This window comes from Caulobacter vibrioides (genome assembly GCF_002310375.3).
Taxonomy (GTDB): domain Bacteria; phylum Pseudomonadota; class Alphaproteobacteria; order Caulobacterales; family Caulobacteraceae; genus Caulobacter; species Caulobacter vibrioides_D.
On the sequence record NZ_CP023315.3, the window covers coordinates 3,794,571 to 3,819,368 of the forward strand.

Genomic DNA, 24,798 nt, shown 5'->3' on the forward strand with positions numbered 1-24,798 from the left:
CCCGCACGGGAGGGGTTGCCCATGACCTATGACGAGGTTCGCGCCTTTGCGCTTGGCCTGCCCGGTGTCGAAGACGGCACGGCCTATGGCCGGCCGTGCCTGAAGGCGCATGGCAAGTTCCTGACCCGCCTGTTCGAGGACGGCGAGAGCCTGGTCTGTCCGGCCGTGCCCTTCGACGAACGCGACATGCTGGTGGAGGCCGAGCCCGACGTCTTCCACTTCACTGACCACTTCCGGAACTATCCTTATGTCCTGGTCCGCCTGGCGGGCGCCCACCCCGGCACGGTCGAGCGGCTGGTGATGCGCCAATGGCGCGCCACCGCGCCGAAGAGGGTGTTAAAGGCCTGGGACGAAGCCCACCCGACGGAGACTCCATGAAAGGCTCACTCGCCCTTTGGCGCATCCTGATCGCGCTAATCGCTTGCCTTGGCCCTGCGCTGCAGTACGGCCTGATGGTCTATGACGAGACCCTGGTGTCGGCGGCGGTGAAGTCGGTCGAGTTCTTCAGCTATTTCACGATCCTGACGAACCTGCTGGCGGCGACCGCGCTGACAGCGCCGCTGATCGCGCCCCAAAGCCGCTTCGCCGCCTGGGCCGAGCAAAGCGGTCCGCGCGCGGCGATCGCGACCTATTTGGCGATCACGGCGGTCGTCTACCACACCATGCTGGCCTGGCAGTGGGACCCGCAAGGACTGCGGAAGGTCTCCGACACCATCCTGCACACCATCACCCCCATCGCCTTCCTGCTGGACGTCGCCCTGCGCGGCGGACAGGGTCCCGCGCGCTGGATCGTCGCCGCAAAGGCCATGGCCTTCCCGGCCCTGTTCGGGGTCTGGACGCTGCTCCACGGCGCGCTGACGAGCTGGTATCCGTATCCGTTCATGAACGTCGCCAAGCGTGGCTATCCCAAGGTGCTGCTGACCATGGTGGAGATGAGCGTGGCCTTCGCGCTGGTCGCGCTGGTCTTCATCGCCCTCTCGCGCGTTCGAGCCAGGGTGGCGCCCGGCCAGGGCGAACCCATATCGGCCTGACGCTTCTTCTGGAGTTATCGATGTCCAAGCTCGTTCCCGCCGTCCGCTCGGGCGATGTCCTGATGCCCGCCCTGGGCTTTGGCACCTGGCAGCTGGAGAACGGGACCGCCGCCCCCCTGGTCGAAAAGGCGCTCGAGGTCGGCTACCGCCATATCGACACCGCCCAGATCTACGGCAACGAGCGCGACGTCGGCGCCGCGATCAAGACCAGCGCCGTCAAGCGCGACGAGATCTTTCTGACCACCAAGGTCTGGATCGACAAGTTCGCGGACGGCGCCTTGCAGCTCTCGGCCGAAAAGAGCCTGGAGAGGCTGGGGGTCGATCACGTCGACCTGCTGCTGCTGCACTGGCCCAAGCCCGACGTGCCGCTGGCCGAGACCCTGAAGGCGCTGAACGAGGCCCGCGCCAAGGGCTGGACCCGCGCCATTGGCCTGTCGAACTTCCCCTCGGCCCTGATGCGAGAGGCCGCCGCCCTGTCGGAAGCCCCGATCGCCACCAACCAGGTCGAGTATCACCCCTATCTGTCGCAAAAGACCCTGATCGCCACGGCCCACGAGCTGAGCGCCTCGATCACCGCCTGGTCGCCGCTGGCGCAAGGCAAGGTCGCCCAGGACCCGGTGCTGATCGAGATCGGCCGCGCCCACGGCAAGACGCCTGGCCAGGTCACCCTGCGCTGGATCATCCAGCAGGGCGTCATCGCCATCCCGCGCACGAGCAACCCGGCCCGGATCGTCGAGAACTTCGATGTGCTCGATTTCGAGCTGTCCGACGCAGAGATGACCCGCATCCACGCCCTGGCCCGCCCGGATGGTCGCCTCGGCGACTGGCTGGACAAGGCGTATCAGTGGGACGCGGCTTAGAGCCCGGCTCAACTTGACGCGACGCTCGCCCCGAGAACAATCTAGAATTGAGCGACCTTGGGGCGGAGTTGGTGATGGCGTTTGGAGCAGGACCTTTGGTGATCGCCTTGACGCTGGCGAGCGCCCTCCAGACGCCTTTGCCGCTCGCGACGCTGCGCGCCGATCCCTCGGCCGCCCGCGATTTCGACTACTGGAGCCTGCGGGCGGGCCGAACCCCGGCCGAGGTCCAGGCTTTGGCGGGTTCGATCACCGCCGATGACGCGGCCAAGGGTTGTCGCACCGAGGCTGAGCTCGAGATCGTTCTGGGTCTTGAGAGCGCAGCGGAGGCCAACTCCGCCGCCGCTTGGCGCGCCGATCATGAGGCCGCCGCCAAGTTCGAACGCGAGAGCAAAGCCCTGCGCGCCAAGGCCCTGGCCGGCGAGAAGGTCGGCGATCAGTACATCAGCCGGAACGTCCAGACCTTTGTGGAGCAGGCTCAAGCCGCGCGGACACAACGCGCCCGCGCAGTGATCGAGCGCGTCGCGATCGATCAGGCCGGCCTGAGCGTCTCCGCGCCTCAGTCTCCAGTGCCCGGGGTGGAGCGACGGATCGCCCTCCGCTCGAAGCATCGCTACTGCGTTGTGTCGCGCGATAACGCCGAATGGCTGAAGACCGAGATCAGGTCGCGCGGCTGGTTCACCCTGTCCGCCGACGGCCCCGACGCTGACAGGGCCGCGTGGCTGATGGTGCAGCACAGCGACCACGATCCCGCCTTCCAGCGCGAGGCCCTGGCCCTCTTGACCCGCCTGAAGGACCAGAACGAGACCAGCAAGCGCAACTACGCCTATCTGTACGACCGCCTCGCCGCCAATGAGGGCCGCAACCAGCTCTACGCGACCCAGGCGCGCTGTCGGGCCGGCCAGCGCGAACCCCATCCCGCTGTGGATCAGCCTGAAGGCCTGGAGGCGCGCCGCGCAGCCATGGGCCTGGAGACGCTGGAAGCCTACTACGCCCGGTGGGGCGCTTGCCCGAAGGCCTAGGCGAGGATCGGCGCGCCGCTGTTTCTCGCGCGCGCCGGTGCTAAGCTCTCAGGACTCGCGACCGGGAGACCCTCGCGCTATCGCCGACCAAGCCACCACCAAGGAATCCCATGCGCCTCGCCATCGTCGCCCTCGCCCTGCTGACCATCCCCGCCCTGTCGGCCTGCACCGAGAGCAAGCAGGCCCGGCGCGCCGCCACCTGGAACGACAAGCCGGCCGACATCGTCTGCTGGTCGTATGGAACCCAGACCTTCGCCGGCCGGTCGACCGGCAAGGTCGAGTATGACGAAGGCGGCCGCATCTCGTTCGTCGACGCCGCCAACGGCCGCTACACCACGGTCGAGGGCGAGTGCCGGATCGTCTACGCGAAATAGGCGGCTATTTCAGGCCGTCCTCGGCCAGGGTGTAGGCCACGATCGCGTTGGCGTGACCGTGGCCGAACCCATGCGCGCTCTTCAGTACGGCGACGAGATCCATGTGCTTGGCCGGATAGGCGTCGCGCACGATCTTCTGCCAGTGGGCGACCGGCTGTCCGTAGGTCTTTTCGATCGACGGGAAGTAGGACACCGGGCCCTTCACCTTGTTGTCGGACATCAGAAGCGCCTCTCGGTTTTAGCCAACCCTTGATGCGTCGGGCGCTCGCCGCCGGCAATGGCCTGACCCCGGCCGCCACCAAAACTCCCTCCGTTTTCAGACGAACGCGGTTTCATCCGCCTCCGAAAGGGCCTAGGTAAGCCTCAACCTGAGCATAACCTTCAGGACGGGGACGAGATGGACGACGCGGGCGCCAGCTTGCAGGCGATCATGGCGGGGATGGGCCGGACGGCCCGCGAGGGCGCGCGCGCGCTTCGCCTCGCCACGCCAGAGCAGCGCACGGCCGCCATCCAGGCCATGGCCGTCGCCATCCGCGAAGACGCCGACGCCATCCTCCTGGCCAACGCCAAAGACCTCGCCCGCGCAGAGGCTAACGGCGTCTCGGGCCCGATGCTGGACCGGCTGGCTCTGGACGCCGCACGCCTGGAAGGCGTCGCCGCCGGCGTCGAGGCCGTGGCCGCCATCCCTGATCCCGTCGGCGTCGCCACCGCGCGCTGGACCCGGCCCAATGGCCTGGACATCGCCCGCGTCCGCACGCCGATCGGCGTGATCGCCATGATCTATGAGAGCCGCCCCAATGTGACCGCCGACGCTGCGGCGCTGTGCGTGCGCTCGGGCAATGCGGTGATCCTGCGCGGCGGGTCGGAGTGCATCCATTCCAACCTCGCCATTCACGCCGCCATCGCGCGCGGTCTCAAGGCCGCCGGCCTGCCCGCCGCCGCCGTCCAGGCGGTGAAGACGCCCGATCGCGCCGCCGTTGGCATGATCCTGGCCGGGCTGGACAAGACCATCGACCTGATCATTCCGCGCGGCGGCAAAAGCCTGGTGGCCCGCGTCCAGGCCGAGGCCCGCGCCCCGGTGCTGGGCCACCTGGAAGGCCTGAACCACGTCTTCGTCCACGCCGCCGCCGACCTGAAGAAGGCCGTCGAGGTGGTGGTGAACGCCAAGCTGCGCCGCGTCTCGGTCTGCGGCTCGGCCGAGACCCTGCTGATCGACAAGGCCGCCGCCGAGACGCTGCTGCCGCCGATCGCCGACGCCCTGATCAAGGCAGGCTGCGAACTGCGCGGCGACGCCGCCGCCCGCGCCATCGAACCGACGATGAAGAAGGCCACCGTCGAGGACTGGACCACCGAATACCTGGCCCCGATCCTGTCGGTGGCCGTGGTCGACGGCGTGGCCGGCGCGGCGCGGCATATCGCCTCGTACGGCTCGGGCCATACCGACGCGATCATCACCGAGGACGCCGCCGCCGCCGAGGCCTTCATCGCCGAGGTCGACAGCGCCATCGTGCTGGTCAACGCCTCGACCCAGTTCGCCGATGGCGGCGAGTTCGGCTTCGGGGCCGAAATCGGCATCGCCACCGACAAGCTTCATGCCCGCGGCCCGGTTGGGGCCGAGCAACTGACGACGTTCAAATATGTGGTTCGCGGGACCGGCCAGACTCGTCCCTGAGGCCGGCCGGCCCAACGCTCAGCGTCTGGGGTTCCACCTGGAACCCGGGATGCGCGTCGGGCTGTTCGGCGGCAGCTTCAACCCGGCGCACGAGGGCCACGCCCACGTGGCCGAAACGGCCATGCGCCGTCTGGAGCTGGACCGCGTGATATGGCTGGTCTCGCCGCAGAACCCGCTGAAGCCCGTCCACGAGACCCGCCCCCTAGCCGAGCGGATGGCCAACGCCCGCCGCTGGGCGCGCGGGTCGGGCATGATCGTCTCCGACGCCGAGACGCGGCTCGGCTCGCAATACACGATCGACACCCTGCGCGTGCTGCGAGCCCGCTATCCGGGCGTGAAGTTCGTCTGGGTCATGGGCGCCGACAGCCTGGCGACCTTCCACCGCTGGCGCGGCTGGACCCAGATCATGCGGGAAGTCCCGGTGGCGGTGATCTCGCGACCTTGGATCGCCTTGAAGGCCCGCACCTCGCCGGCCGCCCGCCGCTTCGCCTTCGCCCGCTGGCCCGCCAGCGCCGCGGCCAAGTTGCCGGACGCCAAATCGCCCGCCTGGGTCTATCTGACGGGACCGCTGAACTTCGCCTCCTCCACGGCGATGCGGGCGCGGCAGAAGGGCTGAGCGCCACCGTGCGAAGGCCCTGAACGGCTCGCAAATCGCCATTCGGCCATCACCCCCTCACGTTTCGCCCAATTCCGTGCTAAGAGAGCTATCCACAGCGACCCCATAAGGAGCAATCCGCTGCGTAGCGACCCCGCGCAAAGTGCGCACGAAGGCCCGGCCGGCGCCGAGTCCTCGACTGAATCCCCCGGCCTGAGTCCGGTTTTTGACGTGAAGGCGCTGGAGCGCCTGATCCTTGACCGCCTTGACGACGACAAGGCGCAGGACATCGTCCACATCGACCTGACGGACAAGAGCTCGGTCGCCGACAGCCTGATCGTGGCGTCGGGCCGTTCGCACCGTCACGTCGGCGCTCTGGCCGACCATATCCTGCGCGCCCTGAAGGAAAACGGCTTCGGCAAGGCGCGGGTCGAAGGCCTGCCGCACTGCGACTGGGTGCTGATCGACGCCGGTGACGTCGTCGTGCACCTGTTCCGTCCCGAAGTGCGCAGCTTCTACAACATCGAAAAGATCTGGGCGGTCGACGCCCCGCACCGCACCGCGGCGAACTGATCGTTCGAGACCGGCCTCGCCCGCTCACCAGACGGTGAGCGGCGGGCCGCGCTTTCTCCACATGACCAAAGCTTAAGCTGCGCCGACCGGCGCGGTGCCTCATCGTGCGCGCTCCCTTGGAGTGACGGATGAAATCCCTTGTTTTCGCGGCCGCCGCGTTATGGCTGACCGCAACCGCCGGCCCCGGCCTGGCCGCGCCCTTCGACTCCGCCTCCGACGCTTTCGCGCCCTGCGCCGACGCCGCCCGGGATCCGGCCCTGACCGGGTCGCTATGCGCGCGTCTCCAGGCGCCCCTTAGCCCAACGGCTCCGGACCTTGGCGACGCCCAGCTGTTCGTCCGCCAGTTCCCCGCCCAAGGCCCGTCGCGGGGCCAGGTCTGGTTGATCTCCGGCGGACCAGGCGAGTCCGGCGCCAGTTTCTATCCGCTGCTGACGCCTTTGCGAGCGGCGTTCCCCGGCTACGATCTGATGATCCCTGACCATCGCGGGACGGGCTTCTCCACGCGGCTGTGTCCGGCCGAGGAGGCGCCCAAAAGTCCAGGCGGCATGGCGTTGAGCGGCGCCGAGTGGAGCACCTGTTTTTCAGCCCTGACCGCGCCGCGCGCCAAGACCTTCAGCATCAGCAACGCCGCCGGCGACCTGCGCGCCCTGATGGATCGCTATGGCGGCGATAGGCCGACGATCCTTTACGGCGTCTCGTATGGCACGCAGTTGGTGCTGCGGACCCTGGCGGTCGCGCCGCCCAGGCGTGTGGACGGCGTCATCCTCGACTCTCTGGTTCCGCCCGACGACACGACGACGCTGGACCTCAGCCATCGCTCGGCCGTGGTCGATGCTGTCGGCCGCCAGGTGCTGGCGCGCTGCGACGCCGACAAGGCGTGCCGCGCCCAACTGGGCGGCTCGGCGGTGGCGGCGATGCAGGCCGTGGTCGACGACCCCAGGCTCGCGGCCCTGGCCCCGGGCGGCAAGCCCAAGCTGTTCTTCGGCGCCCTGCTCGACTATCCCGCCCAGCGCGCCCAGATTCCAGCCATCCTGGCCGCCTTGCGCGCCGGCGATCCCGCGCCGGCCCTCAAGGCGAAAGCCGAGCTCGAAGCCTTCGCGGGCGACTTCATGCGCTTTGAGCAGTCTTCGATGTCGATCCCGCTGGTCAGCCTGATCAGCGCCTCGGAGAACAACGCCCGGCCCAGCGTGACCAAGGCCCAGATCGACGCCGAGGCTGCGGACCTGCTGTTCACCAGCCCCCTGCCCGGACAGCTGATCGGCGGCGCGAGCAACGCCTATCCCCGCGACGCCGGGTTCGCCAAGGCGCCCGCCCAGCTGCCGCCCGTCCTGGTGCTGCAGGGCGATCTCGACCCCAAGACTCCCCTGGCCGGCGCCCAGGCCCAGATCGCGCGCCTCAAGCCGGCCGGCCGCGTGGGCCTGACGATCGTCAGGGGCGGCCCGCACTTCCTGCTGCTCACCGCGCCCGACTGCTTCGTCGCGTCCGCCAAGGCTTTCGTGGCGACGAAACGGCCCGGCCGTGGCACATGCTCGGTGAAATGAAGATCACCATCCTCACCGTCGGAAAGCTCGGTCGCATGGTCGAGGCGCAGTTGGCCGTGGACTATGCGTCCCGCGCCACCGCGTCAGGCCGCGCCCTGGCGCTGGGCCCGGTCGAGATCATCGAGGTCGAGGCTCGCAAGCCCGGCAAGGCGGCCGAAGCCGAGGTGCTGCGTCCGCATCTGGAGGGCGCCTATGTCGTGGCGTGCGATGAGCACGGCAAGGCATGGAAGAGCCGCGCCTTCGCCGATCATCTGGCCCAGCTGCGCGATGACGGGAACCGCCGCGTGGTGTTCCTGATCGGCGGGGCCGACGGTCTGGATCCCTCGATCCTGTCGGCCGCCAACGAGACCATGGCCTTCGGCGTCCAGACCTGGCCGCACGCCCTGGCCCGCGCCATGCTGGCCGAACAGATCTATCGCGCCGCCACCATCCTGTCGGGCTCGCCCTATCACCGCGATTGAGGCAAGAGTTGCGGCGATGTCCCGCTCGCGACTCGTCTTCGCCGTCTGCGCCTTGATCCTGACCGTTCCCACGGCCGTGGTCGGCTGGCAGCGCGCCGACGCCGCTTTCGAGGCGCAACGCGCCAAGGACCGCCAACTCGCCGCTGACACCCGTCGCGAGATCGAGGATTTGCGGGCCGAGCTCGACCGCCTGGATCACGCCCGTATCGCCGCCGGCGTCGACGTCGACGCCAAGCGCGCGCGGCTGGAGGCGCTGAACGCGCGCGAAAACAAGATCCTCAGCGACCTGGGGCAAAACCGGCAGCGCCTGTCGCGCCTGCTCTCAGCCCTACAGATGTTCCGCCGCGACCCGCCGCCGGCCCTGCTGGTCTCGCCCGGCGACGCGCGCGACGCGGTGCGGGCGGCCATCCTGATTCGGGCCATGACGCCTGAACTGAAGCAAAGAGCCGACGCCTATGGCCGTCAGGCCGTCGCGGTCGGGGCCCTACGCCGTGAGGCCGCGGCCGCGTCGGCCGAGCTGTTCACCGCCGAGAGCGTTGTCGCCGACCGCAAGGGCGAGATCGAGCGGCTGATCATCGAGAAGACCGAGCTGGAACGCGCCTACGCTCAAGAGACCCTGACCCAGGCCAACGAACTGAAGACCCTGGGCGCCCTGACCGATGGCCTCGGAAACGCCCAGCCCAGCGGTCCGCTCAGCCTGCGCCCCCCTGTGCAGGGCGCGATCGTCCGCCGGTTTGGCCAGGAAATGCCCGCTGGCGGCAAGTCGCCGGGCCTCACCCTTCGCCCCGAGAAGGGCGCGACCATCGCCGCGCCGGCGGGCGGCGTGGTCGAGTACGCCGGGGCGCTGAACGGCTGGGGCGCGGTGCTGATCCTGCGCGTGCAGGGGGCCTATCATGTCGTGCTGGCGGGCCTGGACCAGATCAACGTTTCGCCCGGACAATCTGTCGCGGCGGGCGCGCCGATCGGGAAGATGCCAGACCCTGTATCCTCCGAGCCGGAACTCTATATGGAGGTACGGGAGAACGGCGCGCCGGCCGATCCGGAGCGCTGGCTCAAACAGGAGTCGCGATAGTCGACTTTTTCAGTAATTGTGGCCGTAATTATACCTCCGGTCACGGACAGGGTTGGTCGGGGCTAAACACGGTTTGCGGCGCCGCGCGTCGCTAGGGAGCCTTCTGGGCCTTTATGCGCAAGTACCTGCTCATTGGCGTTTCTGCCTTCGTCCTCGGCGCGGGAACGATGGCCTATATCAGTCCCATCGCCCAGGCGAACAACGCCCCCAAGGCCCAGACCTACAAACTGCTGGAGCTGTTCGGCGACGTGCTGGGGACGGTCGAGGACCAGTACGTCACCGAGGTCGATGACAAGAAGCTGATCGAGGCGGCGCTGGACGGCATGCTGACCAGCCTGGACCCGCACTCGGGCTATCTGTCGCCCGACAGCTACGAAGACATGCAGGACACCACGCGCGGCGAGTACGGCGGGCTTGGCCTGGAAGTCACCAGCGAAGAGGGCGTGGTCAAGGTGATCTCGCCGATGGACGGCACCCCCGCCTCGCGCGCGGGCATCCAGGCGGGTGACTACATCACCGCCGTCAACGGTCAGAGCGTGCTGGGCCTGACGGTCAACGAAGCCGTCAAGCAGATGCGCGGCACGGCCGGCGAGGCCGTCACCCTGACCATCGCCCGCGAAAAGACCGATCCCTTCGACGTCAAGCTGGTGCGCGAGGTGATCAAGCCCAAGGCCGCCATCGCCCGCATGGAGGGCGACTACGGCTATGTCCGCCTGCCCGGCTTCAACGAAAAGGCTACCGACGCCCTGGCCAGCTCGGTCAACGAGCTGAAGTCCAAGAATCCGAAGATGAAGGGCCTGATCCTGGATCTGCGGAACAATCCGGGCGGCCTGCTGGATCAGGCGGTCGGCGTGGCCGACGTGTTCCTGGACGGCGGCGAGGTGGTCAGCCAGCGCGGTCGCGACCCGCGCAATATCCAGCGCTACAACGCCCGTGGCGGCGACATGCTGAACGGCCTGCCCATGGTGGTGCTGATCAACCAGGGCTCGGCCTCGGCGGCCGAAATCGTCGCCGGCGCCTTGCAGGACCGCAAGCGCGCCGAAGTGGTCGGCCTGACCAGCTTCGGCAAGGGTTCGGTGCAGACCGTCATTCCGCTGCGCGGCGGGGCCGACGGCGCCCTGAAGCTAACGACGGCCAAGTATTTCACCCCGTCGGGCCGCTCGATCCAGAAGACCGGCATCGCCCCGGATCTCGAGGTCGCCCAGACCCGTGACCAGGCCCAGGACATCGCCAACCGGGTCTGGTTCAGCGAAGCCAGCTTCAAGAACGCGCTGAACGCCGACGAGGGTAAGACCCGAGTGGCGCCGCACGCGCCCGCCGAGGCTCCGCCGACCGGCTTTGACGACAAGAAGGGCGACTTCCAACTGCAACGCGCGATCGCGGTGCTGCAGGCCGGCGGCGTCGCCAAGACGCCGAAGCTGCCCAAGCCTGCGGCCAAGGTCGCCGAGGTGACCGCCAAGGCCGCCGCGGCGGCGGGCGGCAAGGCGCCGGTCACCGAGGTCAAATAGCCGGCGACATCTCGCCCAAGGCCGAAAAACGTCAACGCCGCCCCAGGGCCCTGGGGCGGCGTTTTCATGGTCAGGACGGCTTGTTCTAGAAGTCGGCCGAGATCGTGAACTGCACCGTTCTCGGCGGCGCGGGACGGAAGCTGGCGGCGGTGTTCACCGTCGTATTGATGGTGCCCAGATAGTCCTTGTCGAACAGGTTATCGATATTGACCCGCGCCTTGATCTGGCTGAACGGCCCGGCCGAGAAGCCGTCGCCGATGTCGATATAGGCGTTGACGATCGTATAGCCGCCGACCTTTTCGCTGTTGATGAAGTTGGTGAAACGGCTCTCCAGGTGGCGCGCGGAGATGTTCATCAACAGGCCGTCGAACGGTTCGACCGTCAGGCCGCCCTGGACCACCCAGTCGGGGAAGTCCGGCACCTTCTTGCCGGCGATGCCCAGGGTCGTGGCCGCCGCCGTGGCGCTGGCGCGATAGTTCAAGACATCGTCCTGGAACTTGGCGCTGTTGTAGGAGAGGTTGGCGTTGAAATACGCCTTGCCCGCCAGGAACTCGGGCTTCCACTGGCCGCTGAATTCGACCCCCTTGGCCCGCACCGCCCCCACATTCTGGAAGAAGGTCTCGGTGATCCCACCGCCGCCGGGCACCGGGGCGGCGAACGACTGCAGACGATTCTTGAACTCGGTCTGGTAGGCCACGACCGAGGCGTTGAACGTCTTGTGGTTGGCGCGATAGCCAAGCTCCCAGTTCGTCGAGGTCTCAGGATCGGGGCCCGCGACCGTCGGGCTGGCGGCCGAGAAGATGTCGTCCGCGCCACGCGGCAGGGCCATGTTCTCCGAGTACGAGGCGAAAATCTGGTCGCGGCCGGTGACGCTATAGACCGCGCCGACCTGGGGCAGGAAGCTGTCCTTCCAATTGTCCTTCAGCAGCGGACGGCGGCTGAAGATGTAGTCGTTGGGATTGCGATAGCCGGCGATCTTGTAGTCGATGTCGGTGGCCTTGAAGCCAAGCTCCAGCTTCAGCTTGGAGTCCATCAGCGTCAGGGTGTCCTTCAGGAAGAACTGCTTGGTCTCCCGCAGGGACGTGTAGTCGCGCTGGGCGTGGACCCGCTCGTTGAACAGCGGCGCGCCGTCAGGATTTCCGCCCGCCACGTTGTAGCGGTTCTGGGTGCGGTGATAGTCGTCGTTCTCGAGCCAGAGGCCGGCTTCGATCTTGTTGAAGCCGACGTGCCAGGCCAGCTTGGCGGTGACGCCCTGGCGGATGCCGTCGACGCCCGACAGGCCGTACTGGATGCCCTTGGGCGCGAACAGGCCCGGCACGATCAGGCGCTGGGCGTTGTGGCTGGTCAGAGAGGTGGCATAGGCCTCGGGCGAAACCCCGTACCCGCCCTTGTCCTCGTAGTAGGCCGTGGCGGTCAGGTCGAGATCATCGCCCAGCGGCGTATTGAGCGTCAGGCCATAGAGGTGGTCCTGCCGCTTGTTGATCGCGAACTTGTAGTACTGCGCGTAGTTTGCGTTGGAGTATGGCACCCCCGCTACGGTTTCGGGGAGGCTGGCGGTCGGGATCGAGATCGCCGTGCCGAACGGTACAGAGGTCGGCGGAACGCCCAGATAGGCGAAATAGCGGCCCTTGCGTCCGAAGACATCGCCGGCGGTCCCGGCGTACTGCGCCTTGGTGATCGACGGGCTGTCATAGTCGAAATAGTCGTTGTGCACGGTCTGGAAGGTGATGTCGCCGCCGTTGGGCAGGTCGTACTTCAGCTTGCCCTCATAGTGCTTGCGATCGATCGTGCCCGGGCCGCGCCAAAGGTCGCCCTTGATCCACGAGCCGCTGACATAGCCTGACACCGGACCCAGCTTGCCCATCTCGAGCCGCAGGAAGGTGCGGCGCAGCGCGTCGCTGCCGAAGGTCTGGCTGATCGCACCACCGGCTTCCTGCGACGGCGCCTGGGTGAAGTAGTCGACGATCGGGCCCAGCGACGCGTAGCTGGGCAGGGCCACATCCCCGGCGCCGGCCGAGGCCGTCACCCGCAGCAGGTTCTCGTTGTCGACATAGCGATAGATCGGGCTGCCGCCGAACTGGTCACTGCGCCCCATCGGAATATTGTCCAGCAGGAAGCCGATCTGCTGGAAGTTGAAGGCCCGCACCGAGACCGAGTTGCCGAACTCGTACATGCCCAGCGCGTCATTGGCCTGGACGTTGAAGCCCGGCAGGCTCTCCAGCATCTTCAGGCCGGTGATGCCTGCGGGGGCCGACAGCAGGGCCTCACGCGTGATCGAGACGGTCGCGGTGGCGCGGTCGGTGCCGATTGCGACGCTGGCCTCCGACAGGCGCTTGCCGGTCACCACCACCGTTTCCAGTTCGGCGGCCTTCTCCGCGTCCTGGGCGTAGGCGGAGGTCGCGCCGCCCAGCAGCGAGGCGGCCAGTAACAGCGCTTTGAAGCGCGCGGTGTCGCGCGTGGGTTTGCGAGTGGTCATGACTATCCCCAATCATGTTGACCCGCTCAGCGTCACAAGGGGATAAATTCAGGTAAACCCGCAATAAGGAGAAACATGCAAACGAAAATTTATCGGTAAAAGCTTGTACAATATCTGTTTGATTTTCGATCATATGAGAATTGGTCATTTAGAACAGAACGACTTGTTCGCGAAAGCCTCAAAGGCGATCGCGCTACAAATGCTGCCTCGGCAAATTTTGTTGATCTATACGCTCGCTAACACACACAGGGGCCTGGACGGGTCGACGTGACCCGCCTTCTGCCCCCGCTGTCCTTGGCGCCTGAGAGATTCAGCGGCCGACCAGATGGACGGCGGGCCTTGCTCCTTCGGCGAGAGCGACCAGCGCCCTGCTTTCCAGCGTTCAACGTCTCGCGCGGTCCTTTTGCTTGAGCGTTTCCGGGGCGGTTTCGCCTTCAGCGCCGGGCGGGGCCCGATCTCTCCCGCGAGAGGTCTTTGAGGAAAGCGCATGGACGGTCATCGTCAATCCGCGTCCGGAAGACTTTTCGACCACTAGACGCCCACGCCCGCGTCCGTTGCAGAAAACGATGATTTCAGCGGCGCCCGCGTCGCCCGGTCGCGCCTCGGATCGCGCCTGGGATCGTGTCTGGCCATATCTCGTTAACCATATCTTCGAAGCTTGCCGCGTAGGGTGACGACGTCATGGCCGTCTCGTTTTCGCGCAAGCCCGCCTACGCCGCCGCCGCGCCCGCCTCGGGCGCGCCCGATGACCTGCGCGCCAAGCTCATGGCGGCGATCAGCAATCCCTATATCAGCGCCAGCGGCGCGGCCTGCCTGTTCCTGGCCTCGCTGGCGGCGCTGGTCCTGATCACCAGCGATCCAAAGGCCGGCGCGCCCTTGATTCGCCTTGAGCTGACCAAGATCGGCGCGACCAAGAACGCGCCGGAAGGCTGGCGCGAGGCGCTGAGCGGGGATCCGGCCCATGAAGCCAGCCTGGTTCCCGGCGAACTGGGTCTTTCAGCCAGTCCGTTCGGCCCCGTCATGGCCAAGACCCAAGACGAGGCGCCCATCGCCGAAGGCCTGGAGAACGCGCCGGCCATCCCGCAGGGACCGGGCCTGCCCCAGGCGCCGATGGCGGGCCTGAGCGCCCCTGGCCCTGGCGGCGGCCTGCTGCCGATCATCGCCGCCGACGGACGAACCGTCGCCGACGCCTATGCCCGCCCCTTCACGCCAGACGGCCGCCCCAAGGTCTCGGTCGTCATTGGCGGCCTTGGCCTGAACGCCCAGACCACCCGCGCCGCGATCGAGACACTGCCCGGCGAGATCACCCTGTCCTTCGCCCCCTACGCCGAGGGCTTGCAAGGCTGGATCGACCTGGCCCGCGCCCATGGCCACGAGGTGCTGCTGGAAACCCCGATGGAGCCGGCGGACTATCCGGCCAACGATCCTGGCCCCTACACCCTGATCGCGACCAACCGGCCCGACGACACGGTGCGCAAGCTGGAGTGGCTGATGTCGCGCGCGACGGGCTATTTTGGCCTGTCCAACTATCTGGGCGCCCGCTTCGTCGACAACGATCAGGCGATGAACACCTTCAACGCCGCCCTGAAGGCGCGGGGCCTGGCCTTCATCGACGATGGCTTGGCCGCCCGCCGCGCAGGCCCGATCCCCCGCGCTTCGGCCGACCGCGTGATCGACGACGAGCTGTCCGCCAGCGCCATCGACGCCCAACTTCGCGCGCTGGAAACGGGCGCGGCCAGCCGGGGCCAGTCGCTGGGCTCGGGCTTCGCCTATCCGGTGACGATCAACCAGGTCCGGACCTGGGCCGCCGGTCTGCAGGCCCGCGGGATCCAGTTGGCCCCGGCCTCGGCCCTGGCGCACCGCTGAGCGTCCTGAGATAAGCTCAGGCATGACTGAGCTGGACCATCCCCAACATCGCCCCAATGTCGGCGTCGTGCTGTTTCACCCGGACGGCCGCGTCTGGCTGGGCCGTCGCCATCGCCAGGCCCCGCCGTTCAACTGGCAGTTCCCGCAAGGCGGCGTCGATGAGGGCGAGGACCTCGAGGTCGCCGCCCGTCGCGAACTGGCCGAAGAGACCGGCGTCACGTCCGTGGAGCTTCTCGGGCGCACCGAAGGATGGATCACCTACGACTTCCCGCCCGAGGTTCTGGCCAATCCCAAGCACGCGCGCGGCTGGCGGGGCCAGAAGCAGGTCTGGTTCGCCTATCGTTTCGTCGGCGAGGAGTCCGAGATCGATCTGGAAGCGGACGAACACATCGAGTTCGACGCCTGGCGATGGGGCAGGCTCGACGAAACGCCCGAACTGATCGTACCCTTCAAGCGCGGGGTCTACGAAGCGGTGGTCGCCGCGTTCCAGGGGTTCGCGCGCGGAGGCTAGTCAGTCGTCCGCCGCGAAGGGGAGAGTTGAATGACGGACACGGTTCTGTTGATCCACGGCTATGGCTGCGCGGGTGACGTCTGGGGTCCGGTCGCCCAGCGGCTTAGGGCCGAGGGCTATCGCGTCGAGGCGCCGACGATCCGCGCAGCGGTGCGGACGGTCGACGGCCCAAGAGCGGGTCTGGTGGGCCTGACCCTGGCCGACTATGTCGCCGAGATGACCGCCCTGGCCCAGACCCTGACCAAGGAGACCGGCAAGAAGCCGCTGGTCTTTGGCCACTCCATGGGCGGGCTGATCGCCCAGAAGGTCGCCGAAGCGGGCCATGCCTCGGCCCTGGTGCTGTTCGCCCCCGCCTCGCCGGCGGACGCACGCGGCAAGCCCAAGCTCTCGCCGGTCTTCACCTTCCTCAACATGGCCATCCAGCCCAAGCCTGAGACCAAGGCGGGCAAGATGTGGAAGACCGGCTTCAAGTTCGGCGTGATGAACGCGGTGCCGGCCAGCCGTCACGACGCGCTCTACGCCACCATGGTGCATGACAGCGGGCAGGTGCTGGCTGACCTCGCCTGGCCGGACAAGGATCCAAACAAGGCCGCGTACGTTGACGCCGCCAAGGTGACGATCCCGATCCTGGTCATGGCCGGCGCGCTGGACCGGACCACGCCGCTGGATGACGTACAGCGGATCGGCCGCAAGTACACCAGCGCCGACATCAAGATCTATCCCAACAACGCCCATTATCTCATAGACGAGCCGAACACGATGAAGATCCTCGATGACGTGATCGCCTGGCTGCGGGGCAAGAACCAGACGCCCGCCGCCCAGGCCGCACCGGCTCCCAAGGCCGCACCGGCGCCTTCGCCCGAACCCGCCAAGCCGGCGGCGACCGCCCCGGTCGAGGCGCCCGCGCCCGCGCCGGAACCAGTGAAGGCCGCCGAACCGGCTCCCGCTCCCAAGAAGGCGGCGGCCAAGCCCAAGGCCGAGCCGAAGCCCAAGACCCCGGCTCCCGCCGCCAAGAAGGCTGCGCCGAAAGCCAAGGTGGCCCCGGCGGCCGCCGCCCCGGCCAAGGCGGCTCCCGCGCCGAAGGCCAAGGCCGCAGCCAAGCCGGCGGCTGAAAAGGCGCCAGCCGCCAAGAAGCCCGCTGCGCCCAAGGCTGCGGCCAAACCCGCCGCGAAGCCCGCAGCCAAGGCCGCGCCTGCCGCCAAGACGCCGGCCGCCCCAAAGGCCGCTCCAAAGGCCGCCCCAAAGCCCGCCAAGCCGCCTGCGACAAAGGCGCCGGCCAAATCCTCGCCCAAGGCCGAGAAGTAAGTGTAGGCTGACCCCGCCGGCTGCTTCGTCGGCGGGGTGTTAGGGGCGTTCATGCACGCACCGGTGATCATGGTCCACGGCGCTTTCTGCGGTGGATGGACCTTCGATGCGTTCCGCGCGCCGTTCGAGACGGCGGGCCACCGCGTGATGACGCCTGACCTCATCGGCCATGACGGCGCCAGCAGCGCGACCGGCGTCTCCATGTCGGACTATGCGCGGCAGATCAGTCGCCTGATCGAGGCCTGCGAGTCTCCTCCGATCCTGATCGGCCACTCCATGGGCGGCCTTGTCGCCCAGATGGCGGCGTCTCGCGCGCCCGTGTCCAAGCTGATCCTGTTGGCGCCGTCGCCCCCCTGGGGCGTCTCCGGCGCCAGCCTTGAGGAGGCCGTCTCGGCGGTCAGCCTCTACGCCCTGGGCCCCTATTGGATGCAGGCCATCGCACCGGACTATGGCGTCGTGCGTCGCTATAGCGTCGATCGCCTTGAGCGCGCCGAGCGCAAGGCGATCTTCGCCCGCATGACGCCCGAGAGCGGGCGCGCGCTATGGGAAACGCTGAACTGGTGGCTCGACCCGTTCATGACCACCAATGTGCGCGCGCCGACCTGTCCGGTCCTGGCGATCGCCGGGGGCAAGGACGTGATCCATCCGCCCGCCACCGTTCGCCAGACCGCCGCGCGCCTGGGCGGCCAGGCCGAGGTGTTTTCCGAGATGAGCCACTGGCTGCCCGGCGAGCCCGGTTGGGAAAGGGTCGCCGCACGCTGCCTCGACTTCATTGCAGCCGAAGGCCGCGCGGCGGCCTGAGCTCGCTGCCTATTGCGGGCTGAAGACCTTCAGCCCGAGGATGCCCGCAACAATGAGCCCGAAACAAACGAGCCGCGCGGCCGTGGCCGGCTCCTTGAACACGACAATGCCGACGATGGCCGTGCCGACCGCGCCGATGCCGGTCCAGACCGCATAGGCGGTGCCCAGGGGCAGGGTCTTCACAGCCCATCCCAAGAGCCCCATCGACAGGACGAGGCTGATGGCCGTGAGCACGGTGGGAATCGGCCGCGTGAAGCCTTCGGTGAACTTCAGGCCCACGGCCCAGCCGATCTCGAACAGGCCCGCGACGAAGAGAATGATCCAGGCCACGACGAGCCCCTTGTTTCAGAAGCGGGGTCGTCCCCAGGAAACGCAAAAGGCGCGGGGTCGTCCCCGCGCCTTCGCTAGATAAGTCCGCGCCCCGAGGGACGCAACGACCGCTTAGCGGCTGGTCGTGCTGTACAGGATCTGCGCGCGCTCGAAGTTCTTGCCGACCGAGGTCTCGTCCAGCTTCTTCAGACGCATATAGACCAGACCCGCGCGGCCGCCGGCCCAGGCGTCGTCCCACGAGACGGTGAAGCGACGGAAGTCGCTGCCGACCGTCTGGTCGTTGCGGATCAGGCGCAGCTGCGGGCTGTTTTCCCAGGTCGCCCAGTCATGCAGGCCGTTGGCCAGTTCCTGGGCCTGCTCCTGGGCCTGCGAGCAGTCGATCGTGACCGTGCAGACGTTGCGGTTCGAACCCGGGTTGTCCAGGGTGATGTTGAACGGCTTCTCCAGCGCGAAGATCCACTGCTCTTTCTTCTTCTTGAAGCCGTAGTCCTTGACCAGCTGGGCGAAGTCACCGCCGGCGACCTGCGGCTTGCAGACCTTGTCCAGCACGTCGAGCAGGCGGACGGTGAAGGGGTCGGTGGTGCGCGGACCGCGGACCGGCGCGACGTAGGAGTCAGCGGCCGGCGCAGCTTCGGCGGCGGGCGCGGCGACGGCGGGAGCGGCTTGGTCAGCCGGGGCGGCGGGGGCGGCTTGATCCGCCGGAGCCGGCGTCGCGGCCGGGGTGGACGCAGGAGCCGTGGTTTGCTCCTGAGCGAAGGCGGAGGTCGAGACCGCGCCGAGGGCGATCAGGCTGACGAGCGCAAGGCGCATAGGCAAGGTATCCCCAACAAGACGAGAGGTCGGCATTAAAACCGACAGACGGTCCCTCGCAACCCTTATGGGCGCCGATTAAGACCAAGATTGGGCCACAGGTGTAATTTTATCTCCAGCGGCGCGACAGCAGATCGCTTTGGGCGCGAAAACGCCCCCGATCCAGAGGACCGGGGGCGCTTCAAGATCAGCTCGACAAGGGGCCGAGTCGGATCAGGCCGCTTCGACGGCGTGCTCCGCCAGGATCGTCAGGCCCTCGGGACCAACGTCAGCAAAACCGCCCTGGATGTCGAACACCTTGGTGGTCGCGCCGTCCTTCACGGTCACCTTGCCTTCGCGCAGGGTGGTCATGAACGGGGCGTGGTTGGCCAGTACGCCGAAGTCGCCTTCAGCGCCCGGAGCCTGGACCATGTCCACCTCGCCCGAGAACAGTTCGCGCTCGGGAGCGACCAGAGAGAAGTGCAGCTTGGCCATCAGTTGAACGTCTCCTCGACGCCGCCCAGAGCGGCCTCGATGTCTTCATCGGTCTGGATCTCAGTTCCGCAGAACGGGCAGAAGCGGATCGTCGCCAGCACAACGCCGGTTTCGCCTTCTTCTTCCCGCTCGCCGAGATTCAGCAGGATCAGGCCGCTGTCATGCTCGATCAAGCCGGCGTTGGCGTCCGGAGACACCGCTTCGGCCAGCTCGTCACAGCAGAAATTGGCCAGGTCCGTCTCTTCGGTCATTAGGCTTCAGCCGCCATCTTTTCGGCCTTGGCCACGGCTTCTTCGATCGGGCCGACCATGTAGAAGGCGCCTTCCGGCAGGTGGTCGTACTCGCCGTCGACGATGCCCTTGAACGAGCGGATCGTGTCCTTCAGCTGGACGAAGGCGCCCGGCGTGTTGGTGAACTGCTCGGCGACGTGGAACGGCTGGCTCAGGAAGCGCGAGATCTTGCGAGCGCGCGACACGATCAGCTTGTCCTCTTCCGACAGCTCGTCCATGCCCAGGATGGCGATGATGTCCTTCAGGGCCTTGTACTGCTGCAGGACTTCCTGGACGCGACGGGCGACCGTGTAGTGCTCTTCGCCGATGACCAGCGGGTCCATGATCCGCGAGGTCGAGTCCAGCGGGTCCACGGCCGGGAAGATGGCCTGGGCCGCGATGTCACGCGACAGAACGGTGGTGGCGTCCAAGTGGGCGAACGAGGTGGCCGGAGCCGGGTCGGTCAAGTCGTCGGCGGGCACGTAGATGGCCTGGACCGAGGTGATCGAACCCTTGTTCGTCGAGGTGATGCGCTCCTGCAGGTTGCCCATCTCGGTGGCCAGGGTGGGCTGATAGCCCACGGCCGACGGGATACGGCCCAGCAGAGCCGACACTTCGGCGCCGGCTTGGGTGAAGCGGAAGATGTTGTCGACGAACAGCAGCACGTCCTTGCCTTCTTCGTCACGGAAGTACTCCGCGATCGACAGGCCGGTCAGGGCGACGCGGGCGCGGGCGCCCGGGGGTTCGTTCATCTGGCCGTAAACGAGGGCGCAGCGCGAGCCTTCGGTCGAGCCGTTGTTGGCCTTCGGGTCGACGTTCACGTTCGACTCGATCATCTCGTGGTACAGGTCGTTGCCTTCGCGGGTGCGTTCGCCCACGCCGGCCAGAACCGAATAACCGCCGTAAGCCTTGGCGATGTTGTTGATCAGTTCCTGCATCGTCACGGTCTTGCCGACGCCGGCGCCGCCGAACAGGCCGATCTTGCCGCCCTTGGTGTAGGGGCACATCAGGTCGATGACCTTGATGCCCGTGACCAGAACTTCGGCGGTGTTGGTTTGCTCGGCGAAGGACGGAGCGTCACGGTGGATCGTGCGGCTGATGTCCGAACGGATCGGGCCCTGCTCGTCGATCGGCTCGCCGATGACGTTCATGATGCGGCCCAGGGTGCCCGGACCGACCGGCACGCGGATCGGCTCGCCGGTGTCGCGCACGGGCTGGCCACGAACCAGGCCTTCGGTGGCGTCCATGGCGATCGCGCGGACGGTGCTCTGGCCCAGGTGCTGGGCGACTTCGAACACCAGGCGCTGGCCAGTGGCTTCGTTGACGGTCTCGACGGCGTTCAGGATCGCCGGCAGAGCGCCGTCGAACTCGATGTCGACGACGGCGCCGATGATCTGGACGAGGCGGCCGGTGGCGCCGTCCAGGGTCATGGTCGGAGCCTTCGGCGCGGCGGCCTTCGGGGCGGCCGGCTTCTTGGCGGCCGGAGCCTTGGCGGCGGCGGGGGCCTTGGCGACGGCGGCCTTCGGAGCAGCGGCGGCCTTGGGGGCTGCGGGCTTCTTGGCGGCGGTCGCCGGCTTTTCAGCGGGGGTCTTGGCCATGGCGTTGCGGTCTTTCGGTCTCTGCGTGCTTATGTCGTTAGGCTAGATCAGACGGCTTCGGCGCCGGAGATGATCTCGATCAGCTCCTTGGTGATCTGGGCCTGGCGGGAACGGTTGTACTCGAGGGTGTAGCGCTTGATCATATCGCCGGCGTTGCGCGTGGCGTTGTCCATGGCGGTCATCTGGCTGGCGTAGAAGCCGGCCATGTTGTCCAGCAGAGCCGAAAGGATCTGGACCGTCAGGTTGCGCGGCAGCAGGGTCTCGAGGATGGCCTCTTCCGAGGGTTCATACTCATAGACCGCCGTCGGCCCCGAGGCGGCTTCGACGCCCTCCACGGTGGCCGGGATCAGCTGCAGACCGGTCGGGATCTGCTGCACCACCGACTTGAAGCGGCTGTAGAACAGGGTGACCACGTCGGTCTCGCCTGCCTCGTACTCGCGCGTGATCACGTCGGCGATCGGCTGCGCCACGGCCAGCGTCAGCTGACGGTAGGACGACAGGTCGAAGCTCTCGACGATACGACCGGCATAGGGCTTGGCGAGCTGCGCCGTCACCTTCTTGCCGACGCAGATGATCTGCACGGACTTGCCCTGAGCGATCAGCCCATCGATGTGAGCCCGCGCGGCGCGGACGATCGACGAGGTGAAGCCGCCCGCCAGGCCGCGATCGGCCGCAGCGACGACCACCAGGTGGCGATCATCACGCCCCGTGCCCGCCAGGAGCTTCGGGGCCCCGTCGCCGGACACGCCGGTGGCGAGATTGGCGATGACGCTGGCCAGACGCCGGGCGTAAGGGCGGGCGGATTCCGCCGCGTCCTGGCTCCGGCGCAGCTTGGCGGCCGCCACCATCTGCATCGCTTTCGTGATCTTTTGCGTCGCTTTGACGCTCGAGATCCGATTGCGCATTTCCTTCAAGCTGGCCATTCGGCGCTACTCTCTCCGAGCGGTTCCGAGGGGCTTAGGCGAAGGTCGACGAGAAGCTGTCGAGCGCGCTCTTGAGCGTGTTCTCCAGATCCTTGTCGAGCGCCTTCTTGGTGCGGATGCCTTCCAGCAGGTCGGCATGCTGGCTGTGCAGACGGGCCAGGAACTCGGCTTCGAAGCGGCGAACCGACGAGGTCGGGATGCCGTCGAGATAGCCGCGGGTGCCGGCGTAGATCACGCAGACCTGCTCTTCGACCGATTGCGGCGCGTATTGCGGCTGCTTCAGCAGCTCGGTCAGGCGCTCGCCGCGGGCCAGCATCTTCTGGGTCGAGGCGTCCAGGTCCGAGCCGAACTTCGCGAAGGCGGCCATTTCACGATACTGGGCCAGCTCGCCCTTAATCGGGCCGGCGACTTGCTTCATCGCCTTGATCTGGGCCGACGAGCCGACGCGCGACACCGAGATGCCGACGTTCACGGCCGGACGGATGCCTTGGTAGAACAGGTCGGTTTCCAGGAAGATCTGGCCGTCGGTGATCGAGATCACGTTGGTCGGGATGTAGGCCGACACGTCGTTGGCCTGGGTTTCGATGATCGGCAGCGCCGTCAGCGAGCCCGAACCGTTGTCTTCGTTCAGCTTCGCGGCGCGTTCCAGCAGGCGCGAGTGCAGATAGAAGACGTCGCCCGGATAGGCTTCGCGGCCCGGCGGGCGGCGCAGCAGCAGCGACATCTGACGGTAGGCGACGGCCTGCTTGGACAGATCGTCATAGATGATCAGGCCGTGCAGGCCGTTGTCACGGAACCACTCGCCCATGGCGCAGCCGGCGAACGGGGCCAGGTACTGCAGCGGGGCCGGCTCCGAGGCCGAGGCCACGACGACCGTGGTGTACTCAAGCGCGCCGTGCTCTTCGAGCGTCTTCACGATCTGGGCGACGGTCGAGCGCTTCTGACCGATGGCGACATAGACGCAGTAGAGCTTGGCGCTCTCGTCCTTGCCGGCGTTGACGGCCTTCTGGTTCAGGATGGTGTCGATGGCGACGGCGGTCTTGCCGGTCTGACGGTCACCGATGATCAGCTCGCGCTGGCCACGGCCGACCGGGATCAGGGTGTCGATCGACTTCAGGCCGGTCTGCACGGGCTCGTGCACCGACTTGCGCGGGATGATGCCCGGGGCCTTGACGTCGACGCGGCGACGCTCGGTGTACTCGATCGGGCCCTTGCCGTCGATCGGCTCGCCCAGCGGGTTGACGACGCGGCCCAGCAGGCCACGGCCGACCGGCACGTCCACGATCTCGCCGAGGCGACGGACTTCGTCGCCTTCCTTGATTTCCTGGTCCTGGCCGAAGATCACGGCGCCGACATTGTCGCGCTCGAGGTTCAGGGCCATGCCCTTCACGCCGGCCTTCGGGAATTCCAGCATTTCACCGGCCTGGACGTTGTCCAGACCGTAGATGCGGGCGATGCCGTCACCGACGGACAGCACCTGGCCGACGTCCGAGACGGCGGCCTCTTCGCCGAAGTTGGCGATCTGCGACTTGAGGATGGCCGAAATCTCGGCGGCGCGGATGTCCATGGTCTTCTGGGCTCTCTGCGATCTAATTTTTTAAGGCGCGCTTATACGCTCAGGCGCGCTTCAGGGCGAATTTCAGGGAATCGAGCTTCGAACGGAGCGAAGCGTCGAAGAGACGCGAACCAACGCGCACCTTCAGACCGCCCAAGAGGGACGGATCGACGCGCGTGGAAACTTCGGGGGTCTTGCCGAGCGCCTCGGCGAGGGCGGCTTGCACGCCCTTCAGCTGGGCGGGCGACAGGGCGGCGGCCGAGACGACCTCGGCGGTGACGACACCGCGGTGCTTGGCCGACAGCTCGGCGAAGGCCGAGATCGCGCCCAGCAGGTCGCCGGTGCGACCGTTGGCCGCGACGAGGCCGAGAAACTTGGTGGTCAGCATGTCGAACTTGGCCTTCACGGCCACGGCGACAAGACCCTTGCCCTTGTCCTCAGCCGAGAAGGCCGGGCTTTCGATCAGGCGGCGCAGGTCGGCGCTGTCGGCGATCATCGCCTTCAGGCTCTTAAGGTCGGCCTCGACCTTAGCCAGATTGCCGTTCTCGATCGTCAGTTCGAAGAGGGACTGCGCATAGCGCTGACCCGCATCCGTCGCCTTGGTTTCGTCCGCCACTTGGTATCCGCCCGGTGCGTTGTAAATCGCCGCCGACAAGAAGTTTAACCCTCATCGCGACTTAAAGGCTTGAACGCGCTTGAAAAAAGCACATGGACGGTCGGCGCTGCCGCGCCGCCCCGTCCGAAGCCGCGCGCCTGATAACACGGGCCTTTCGCAGTCGCAACCAAAGGGGCGCAACCAACAGCCCTGTCAGTCTCCGGCGCGGCGGAATATGGCCGAGCCCGAAGCCGCCAGTCCGCCGTCGGCGCGCCGCAACTCGCCCTGGACGAAGACGAGGCTGCGCGTGGCGCGCTCGACCCAGGCCTTGGCCCCAAGATCGCCCGCCGGCTCGCCCGCGCCGTAGTCAACGGTCATCGAGGTCAGCGACGTTTCCTCGCCTGCGGCCTTGCGCAGAACGGATTCCAGTTGGGCGGCGAGGCTCATATCCATGGACTTCAACTAGTCCTGTCGCCGGAAAAGAAAAAGGGGCGGCGAGAAATCCCGCCGCCCCATTAAGGCGAATGCTCGAGGAAACAGCCAGACTGGGCCGGAGAAACAGCGGCCCGCAACGCGCCT

Annotated in this window: 27 protein-coding genes and 1 riboswitch; of the genes, 16 read left to right on the forward strand and 11 right to left on the reverse strand. The window is 67.3% G+C overall.

Going from position 1 to position 24,798, the window contains the following annotated elements:
* Positions 1–15: 15 nt before the first annotated feature.
* The 5 genes from CA606_RS18040 (at position 16) to CA606_RS18060 (ending at position 3,284) form a co-directional block, all read left to right on the forward strand.
* Complete coding sequence (locus CA606_RS18040; protein ID WP_096053270.1) at positions 16–378, forward strand: MmcQ/YjbR family DNA-binding protein; 363 nt, start codon at positions 16–18, stop codon at positions 376–378.
* Positions 375–1,031, forward strand: a complete 657-nt coding sequence (locus tag CA606_RS18045) for a Pr6Pr family membrane protein (protein ID WP_096053269.1) — start codon at positions 375–377, stop codon at positions 1,029–1,031. The genes CA606_RS18040 and CA606_RS18045 overlap by 4 nt, the downstream gene beginning before the upstream one ends.
* A 20-nt stretch (positions 1,032–1,051) precedes the next feature.
* Positions 1,052–1,891, forward strand: a complete 840-nt coding sequence (locus tag CA606_RS18050; RefSeq protein WP_096053268.1) for an aldo/keto reductase — start codon at positions 1,052–1,054, stop codon at positions 1,889–1,891.
* Positions 1,892–1,989: 98 nt separating this feature from the next.
* Positions 1,990–2,910: a DUF6624 domain-containing protein gene (locus CA606_RS18055; RefSeq protein WP_181242677.1), complete on the forward strand. Its 921-nt coding sequence runs from the start codon at positions 1,990–1,992 to the stop codon at positions 2,908–2,910.
* Positions 2,911–3,020: 110 nt separating this feature from the next.
* Entirely contained in the window at positions 3,021–3,284 is a 264-nt protein-coding gene (locus CA606_RS18060) for a hypothetical protein (protein WP_096053266.1), read from the forward strand.
* Between the two features lie 4 nt (positions 3,285–3,288).
* Here CA606_RS18060 and CA606_RS18065 read toward each other — a convergent pair whose 3' ends face one another.
* Positions 3,289–3,507 carry a DUF4287 domain-containing protein gene (locus CA606_RS18065; RefSeq protein WP_219933461.1) on the reverse strand — a complete coding sequence of 73 codons (219 nt, stop codon included), beginning with the start codon at positions 3,505–3,507 and terminating at the stop codon, positions 3,289–3,291.
* Positions 3,508–3,681: 174 nt separating this feature from the next.
* On the opposite strand from CA606_RS18065, the gene CA606_RS18070 reads away from it, so the two are divergent.
* The 7 genes from CA606_RS18070 to CA606_RS18100 all read left to right on the forward strand — a co-directional run bounded on the left by CA606_RS18070 (position 3,682) and on the right by CA606_RS18100 (position 10,706).
* On the forward strand, positions 3,682–4,956 hold the full coding sequence (locus CA606_RS18070) for a glutamate-5-semialdehyde dehydrogenase (RefSeq protein WP_096053264.1): 1,275 nt from the start codon (positions 3,682–3,684) through the stop codon (positions 4,954–4,956).
* Complete coding sequence (locus CA606_RS18075; RefSeq protein WP_096053263.1) at positions 4,922–5,572, forward strand: nicotinate-nucleotide adenylyltransferase; 651 nt, start codon at positions 4,922–4,924, stop codon at positions 5,570–5,572. The genes CA606_RS18070 and CA606_RS18075 overlap by 35 nt, the downstream gene beginning before the upstream one ends.
* 120 nt (positions 5,573–5,692) lie before the next feature.
* Positions 5,693–6,124, forward strand: coding sequence for a ribosome silencing factor (gene rsfS / locus CA606_RS18080; RefSeq protein WP_181242919.1), 432 nt, complete (start codon positions 5,693–5,695; stop codon positions 6,122–6,124).
* 128 nt (positions 6,125–6,252) lie between these two features.
* Entirely contained in the window at positions 6,253–7,665 is a 1,413-nt protein-coding gene (locus CA606_RS18085; protein ID WP_096053262.1) for an alpha/beta hydrolase, read from the forward strand.
* Complete coding sequence (rlmH, locus tag CA606_RS18090; RefSeq protein WP_096053261.1) at positions 7,662–8,126, forward strand: 23S rRNA (pseudouridine(1915)-N(3))-methyltransferase RlmH; 465 nt, start codon at positions 7,662–7,664, stop codon at positions 8,124–8,126. The genes CA606_RS18085 and rlmH overlap by 4 nt, the downstream gene beginning before the upstream one ends.
* 16 nt (positions 8,127–8,142) lie before the next feature.
* Positions 8,143–9,198, forward strand: a complete 1,056-nt coding sequence (locus CA606_RS18095; RefSeq protein ID WP_096053260.1) for a murein hydrolase activator EnvC family protein — start codon at positions 8,143–8,145, stop codon at positions 9,196–9,198.
* Positions 9,199–9,311: 113 nt separating this feature from the next.
* Positions 9,312–10,706 carry a S41 family peptidase gene (locus tag CA606_RS18100; protein WP_096053259.1) on the forward strand — a complete coding sequence of 465 codons (1,395 nt, stop codon included), beginning with the start codon at positions 9,312–9,314 and terminating at the stop codon, positions 10,704–10,706.
* Positions 10,707–10,791: 85 nt separating this feature from the next.
* Here CA606_RS18100 and CA606_RS18105 read toward each other — a convergent pair whose 3' ends face one another.
* Positions 10,792–13,194, reverse strand: a complete 2,403-nt coding sequence (locus tag CA606_RS18105; RefSeq protein ID WP_096053258.1) for a TonB-dependent receptor — start codon at positions 13,192–13,194, stop codon at positions 10,792–10,794.
* A gap of 373 nt (positions 13,195–13,567) precedes the next feature.
* Positions 13,568–13,656: riboswitch (glycine riboswitch) on the reverse strand.
* Positions 13,657–13,863: 207 nt separating this feature from the next.
* Between CA606_RS18105 and CA606_RS18110 the strand changes: the two genes are divergently transcribed.
* The 4 genes from CA606_RS18110 to CA606_RS18125 are packed head-to-tail and all read left to right on the forward strand — an operon-like array spanning position 13,864 to position 17,665.
* Positions 13,864–15,048, forward strand: a complete 1,185-nt coding sequence (locus CA606_RS18110) for a divergent polysaccharide deacetylase family protein (protein ID WP_096053257.1) — start codon at positions 13,864–13,866, stop codon at positions 15,046–15,048.
* Positions 15,049–15,070: 22 nt separating this feature from the next.
* A complete protein-coding gene (locus tag CA606_RS18115; RefSeq protein WP_096053256.1) occupies positions 15,071–15,559 on the forward strand; it encodes an RNA pyrophosphohydrolase in 489 nt (162 codons plus the stop codon).
* A gap of 30 nt (positions 15,560–15,589) precedes the next feature.
* On the forward strand, positions 15,590–16,864 hold the full coding sequence (locus CA606_RS18120) for an alpha/beta hydrolase (protein ID WP_096053255.1): 1,275 nt from the start codon (positions 15,590–15,592) through the stop codon (positions 16,862–16,864).
* 51 nt (positions 16,865–16,915) lie between these two features.
* Positions 16,916–17,665, forward strand: coding sequence for an alpha/beta fold hydrolase (locus tag CA606_RS18125; RefSeq protein ID WP_096053254.1), 750 nt, complete (start codon positions 16,916–16,918; stop codon positions 17,663–17,665).
* A 9-nt stretch (positions 17,666–17,674) separates the two neighbouring features.
* Here the strand turns inward: CA606_RS18125 and sugE are convergent, their stop codons facing one another.
* The 9 genes from sugE to CA606_RS18170 form a co-directional block, all read right to left on the reverse strand.
* Positions 17,675–17,995: a quaternary ammonium compound efflux SMR transporter SugE gene (gene sugE / locus CA606_RS18130; protein ID WP_096053253.1), complete on the reverse strand. Its 321-nt coding sequence runs from the start codon at positions 17,993–17,995 to the stop codon at positions 17,675–17,677.
* Between the two features lie 111 nt (positions 17,996–18,106).
* The gene (locus CA606_RS18135) at positions 18,107–18,811 is read right to left on the reverse strand and encodes a hypothetical protein (RefSeq protein ID WP_096053252.1); all 705 of its coding nucleotides are present in this window, start codon (positions 18,809–18,811) and stop codon (positions 18,107–18,109) included.
* A 207-nt stretch (positions 18,812–19,018) separates the two neighbouring features.
* A complete protein-coding gene (locus CA606_RS18140) occupies positions 19,019–19,279 on the reverse strand; it encodes an ATP synthase F1 subunit epsilon (RefSeq protein ID WP_010921274.1) in 261 nt (86 codons plus the stop codon).
* Entirely contained in the window at positions 19,279–19,530 is a 252-nt protein-coding gene (locus CA606_RS18145; RefSeq protein WP_096053251.1) for a hypothetical protein, read from the reverse strand. The genes CA606_RS18140 and CA606_RS18145 overlap by 1 nt, the downstream gene beginning before the upstream one ends.
* Entirely contained in the window at positions 19,530–21,146 is a 1,617-nt protein-coding gene (atpD, locus tag CA606_RS18150; RefSeq protein WP_096053250.1) for a F0F1 ATP synthase subunit beta, read from the reverse strand. Before atpD ends, CA606_RS18145 begins: the two co-directional genes overlap by 1 nt.
* Positions 21,147–21,193: 47 nt before the next feature.
* A complete protein-coding gene (locus tag CA606_RS18155; RefSeq protein ID WP_096053249.1) occupies positions 21,194–22,069 on the reverse strand; it encodes a F0F1 ATP synthase subunit gamma in 876 nt (291 codons plus the stop codon).
* A 34-nt stretch (positions 22,070–22,103) separates the two neighbouring features.
* Positions 22,104–23,636: a F0F1 ATP synthase subunit alpha gene (atpA, locus tag CA606_RS18160; protein WP_096053248.1), complete on the reverse strand. Its 1,533-nt coding sequence runs from the start codon at positions 23,634–23,636 to the stop codon at positions 22,104–22,106.
* A 49-nt stretch (positions 23,637–23,685) separates the two neighbouring features.
* On the reverse strand, positions 23,686–24,240 hold the full coding sequence (locus CA606_RS18165) for a F0F1 ATP synthase subunit delta (RefSeq protein WP_096053247.1): 555 nt from the start codon (positions 24,238–24,240) through the stop codon (positions 23,686–23,688).
* Positions 24,241–24,432: 192 nt separating this feature from the next.
* Positions 24,433–24,672 carry a hypothetical protein gene (locus tag CA606_RS18170; protein WP_096053246.1) on the reverse strand — a complete coding sequence of 80 codons (240 nt, stop codon included), beginning with the start codon at positions 24,670–24,672 and terminating at the stop codon, positions 24,433–24,435.
* Positions 24,673–24,798 lie beyond the last annotated feature (126 nt).

Bases quoted from the DNA above. Each gene is read 5' to 3' on its own strand.
- CA606_RS18045 (WP_096053269.1), top strand. From the start codon at position 375: ATGAAAGGCTCACTCGCCCTTTGGCGCATCCTGATCGCGCTAATCGCT.
- CA606_RS18050 (WP_096053268.1), top strand. From the start codon at position 1,052: ATGTCCAAGCTCGTTCCCGCCGTCCGCTCGGGCGATGTCCTGATGCCC.
- CA606_RS18060 (WP_096053266.1), top strand. From the start codon at position 3,021: ATGCGCCTCGCCATCGTCGCCCTCGCCCTGCTGACCATCCCCGCCCTG.
- CA606_RS18070 (WP_096053264.1), top strand. From the start codon at position 3,682: ATGGACGACGCGGGCGCCAGCTTGCAGGCGATCATGGCGGGGATGGGC.
- CA606_RS18075 (WP_096053263.1), top strand. From the start codon at position 4,922: ATGTGGTTCGCGGGACCGGCCAGACTCGTCCCTGAGGCCGGCCGGCCC.
- CA606_RS18085 (WP_096053262.1), top strand. From the start codon at position 6,253: ATGAAATCCCTTGTTTTCGCGGCCGCCGCGTTATGGCTGACCGCAACC.
- rlmH (WP_096053261.1), top strand. From the start codon at position 7,662: ATGAAGATCACCATCCTCACCGTCGGAAAGCTCGGTCGCATGGTCGAG.
- CA606_RS18095 (WP_096053260.1), top strand. From the start codon at position 8,143: ATGTCCCGCTCGCGACTCGTCTTCGCCGTCTGCGCCTTGATCCTGACC.
- CA606_RS18100 (WP_096053259.1), top strand. From the start codon at position 9,312: ATGCGCAAGTACCTGCTCATTGGCGTTTCTGCCTTCGTCCTCGGCGCG.
- CA606_RS18110 (WP_096053257.1), top strand. From the start codon at position 13,864: ATGGCCGTCTCGTTTTCGCGCAAGCCCGCCTACGCCGCCGCCGCGCCC.
- CA606_RS18115 (WP_096053256.1), top strand. From the start codon at position 15,071: ATGACTGAGCTGGACCATCCCCAACATCGCCCCAATGTCGGCGTCGTG.
- CA606_RS18120 (WP_096053255.1), top strand. From the start codon at position 15,590: ATGACGGACACGGTTCTGTTGATCCACGGCTATGGCTGCGCGGGTGAC.
- CA606_RS18125 (WP_096053254.1), top strand. From the start codon at position 16,916: ATGCACGCACCGGTGATCATGGTCCACGGCGCTTTCTGCGGTGGATGG.
- CA606_RS18140 (WP_010921274.1), bottom strand. From the start codon at position 19,279: ATGGCCAAGCTGCACTTCTCTCTGGTCGCTCCCGAGCGCGAACTGTTC.
- CA606_RS18145 (WP_096053251.1), bottom strand. From the start codon at position 19,530: ATGACCGAAGAGACGGACCTGGCCAATTTCTGCTGTGACGAGCTGGCC.
- atpD (WP_096053250.1), bottom strand. From the start codon at position 21,146: ATGGCCAAGACCCCCGCTGAAAAGCCGGCGACCGCCGCCAAGAAGCCC.
- CA606_RS18155 (WP_096053249.1), bottom strand. From the start codon at position 22,069: ATGGCCAGCTTGAAGGAAATGCGCAATCGGATCTCGAGCGTCAAAGCG.
- atpA (WP_096053248.1), bottom strand. From the start codon at position 23,636: ATGGACATCCGCGCCGCCGAGATTTCGGCCATCCTCAAGTCGCAGATC.
- CA606_RS18170 (WP_096053246.1), bottom strand. From the start codon at position 24,672: ATGGATATGAGCCTCGCCGCCCAACTGGAATCCGTTCTGCGCAAGGCC.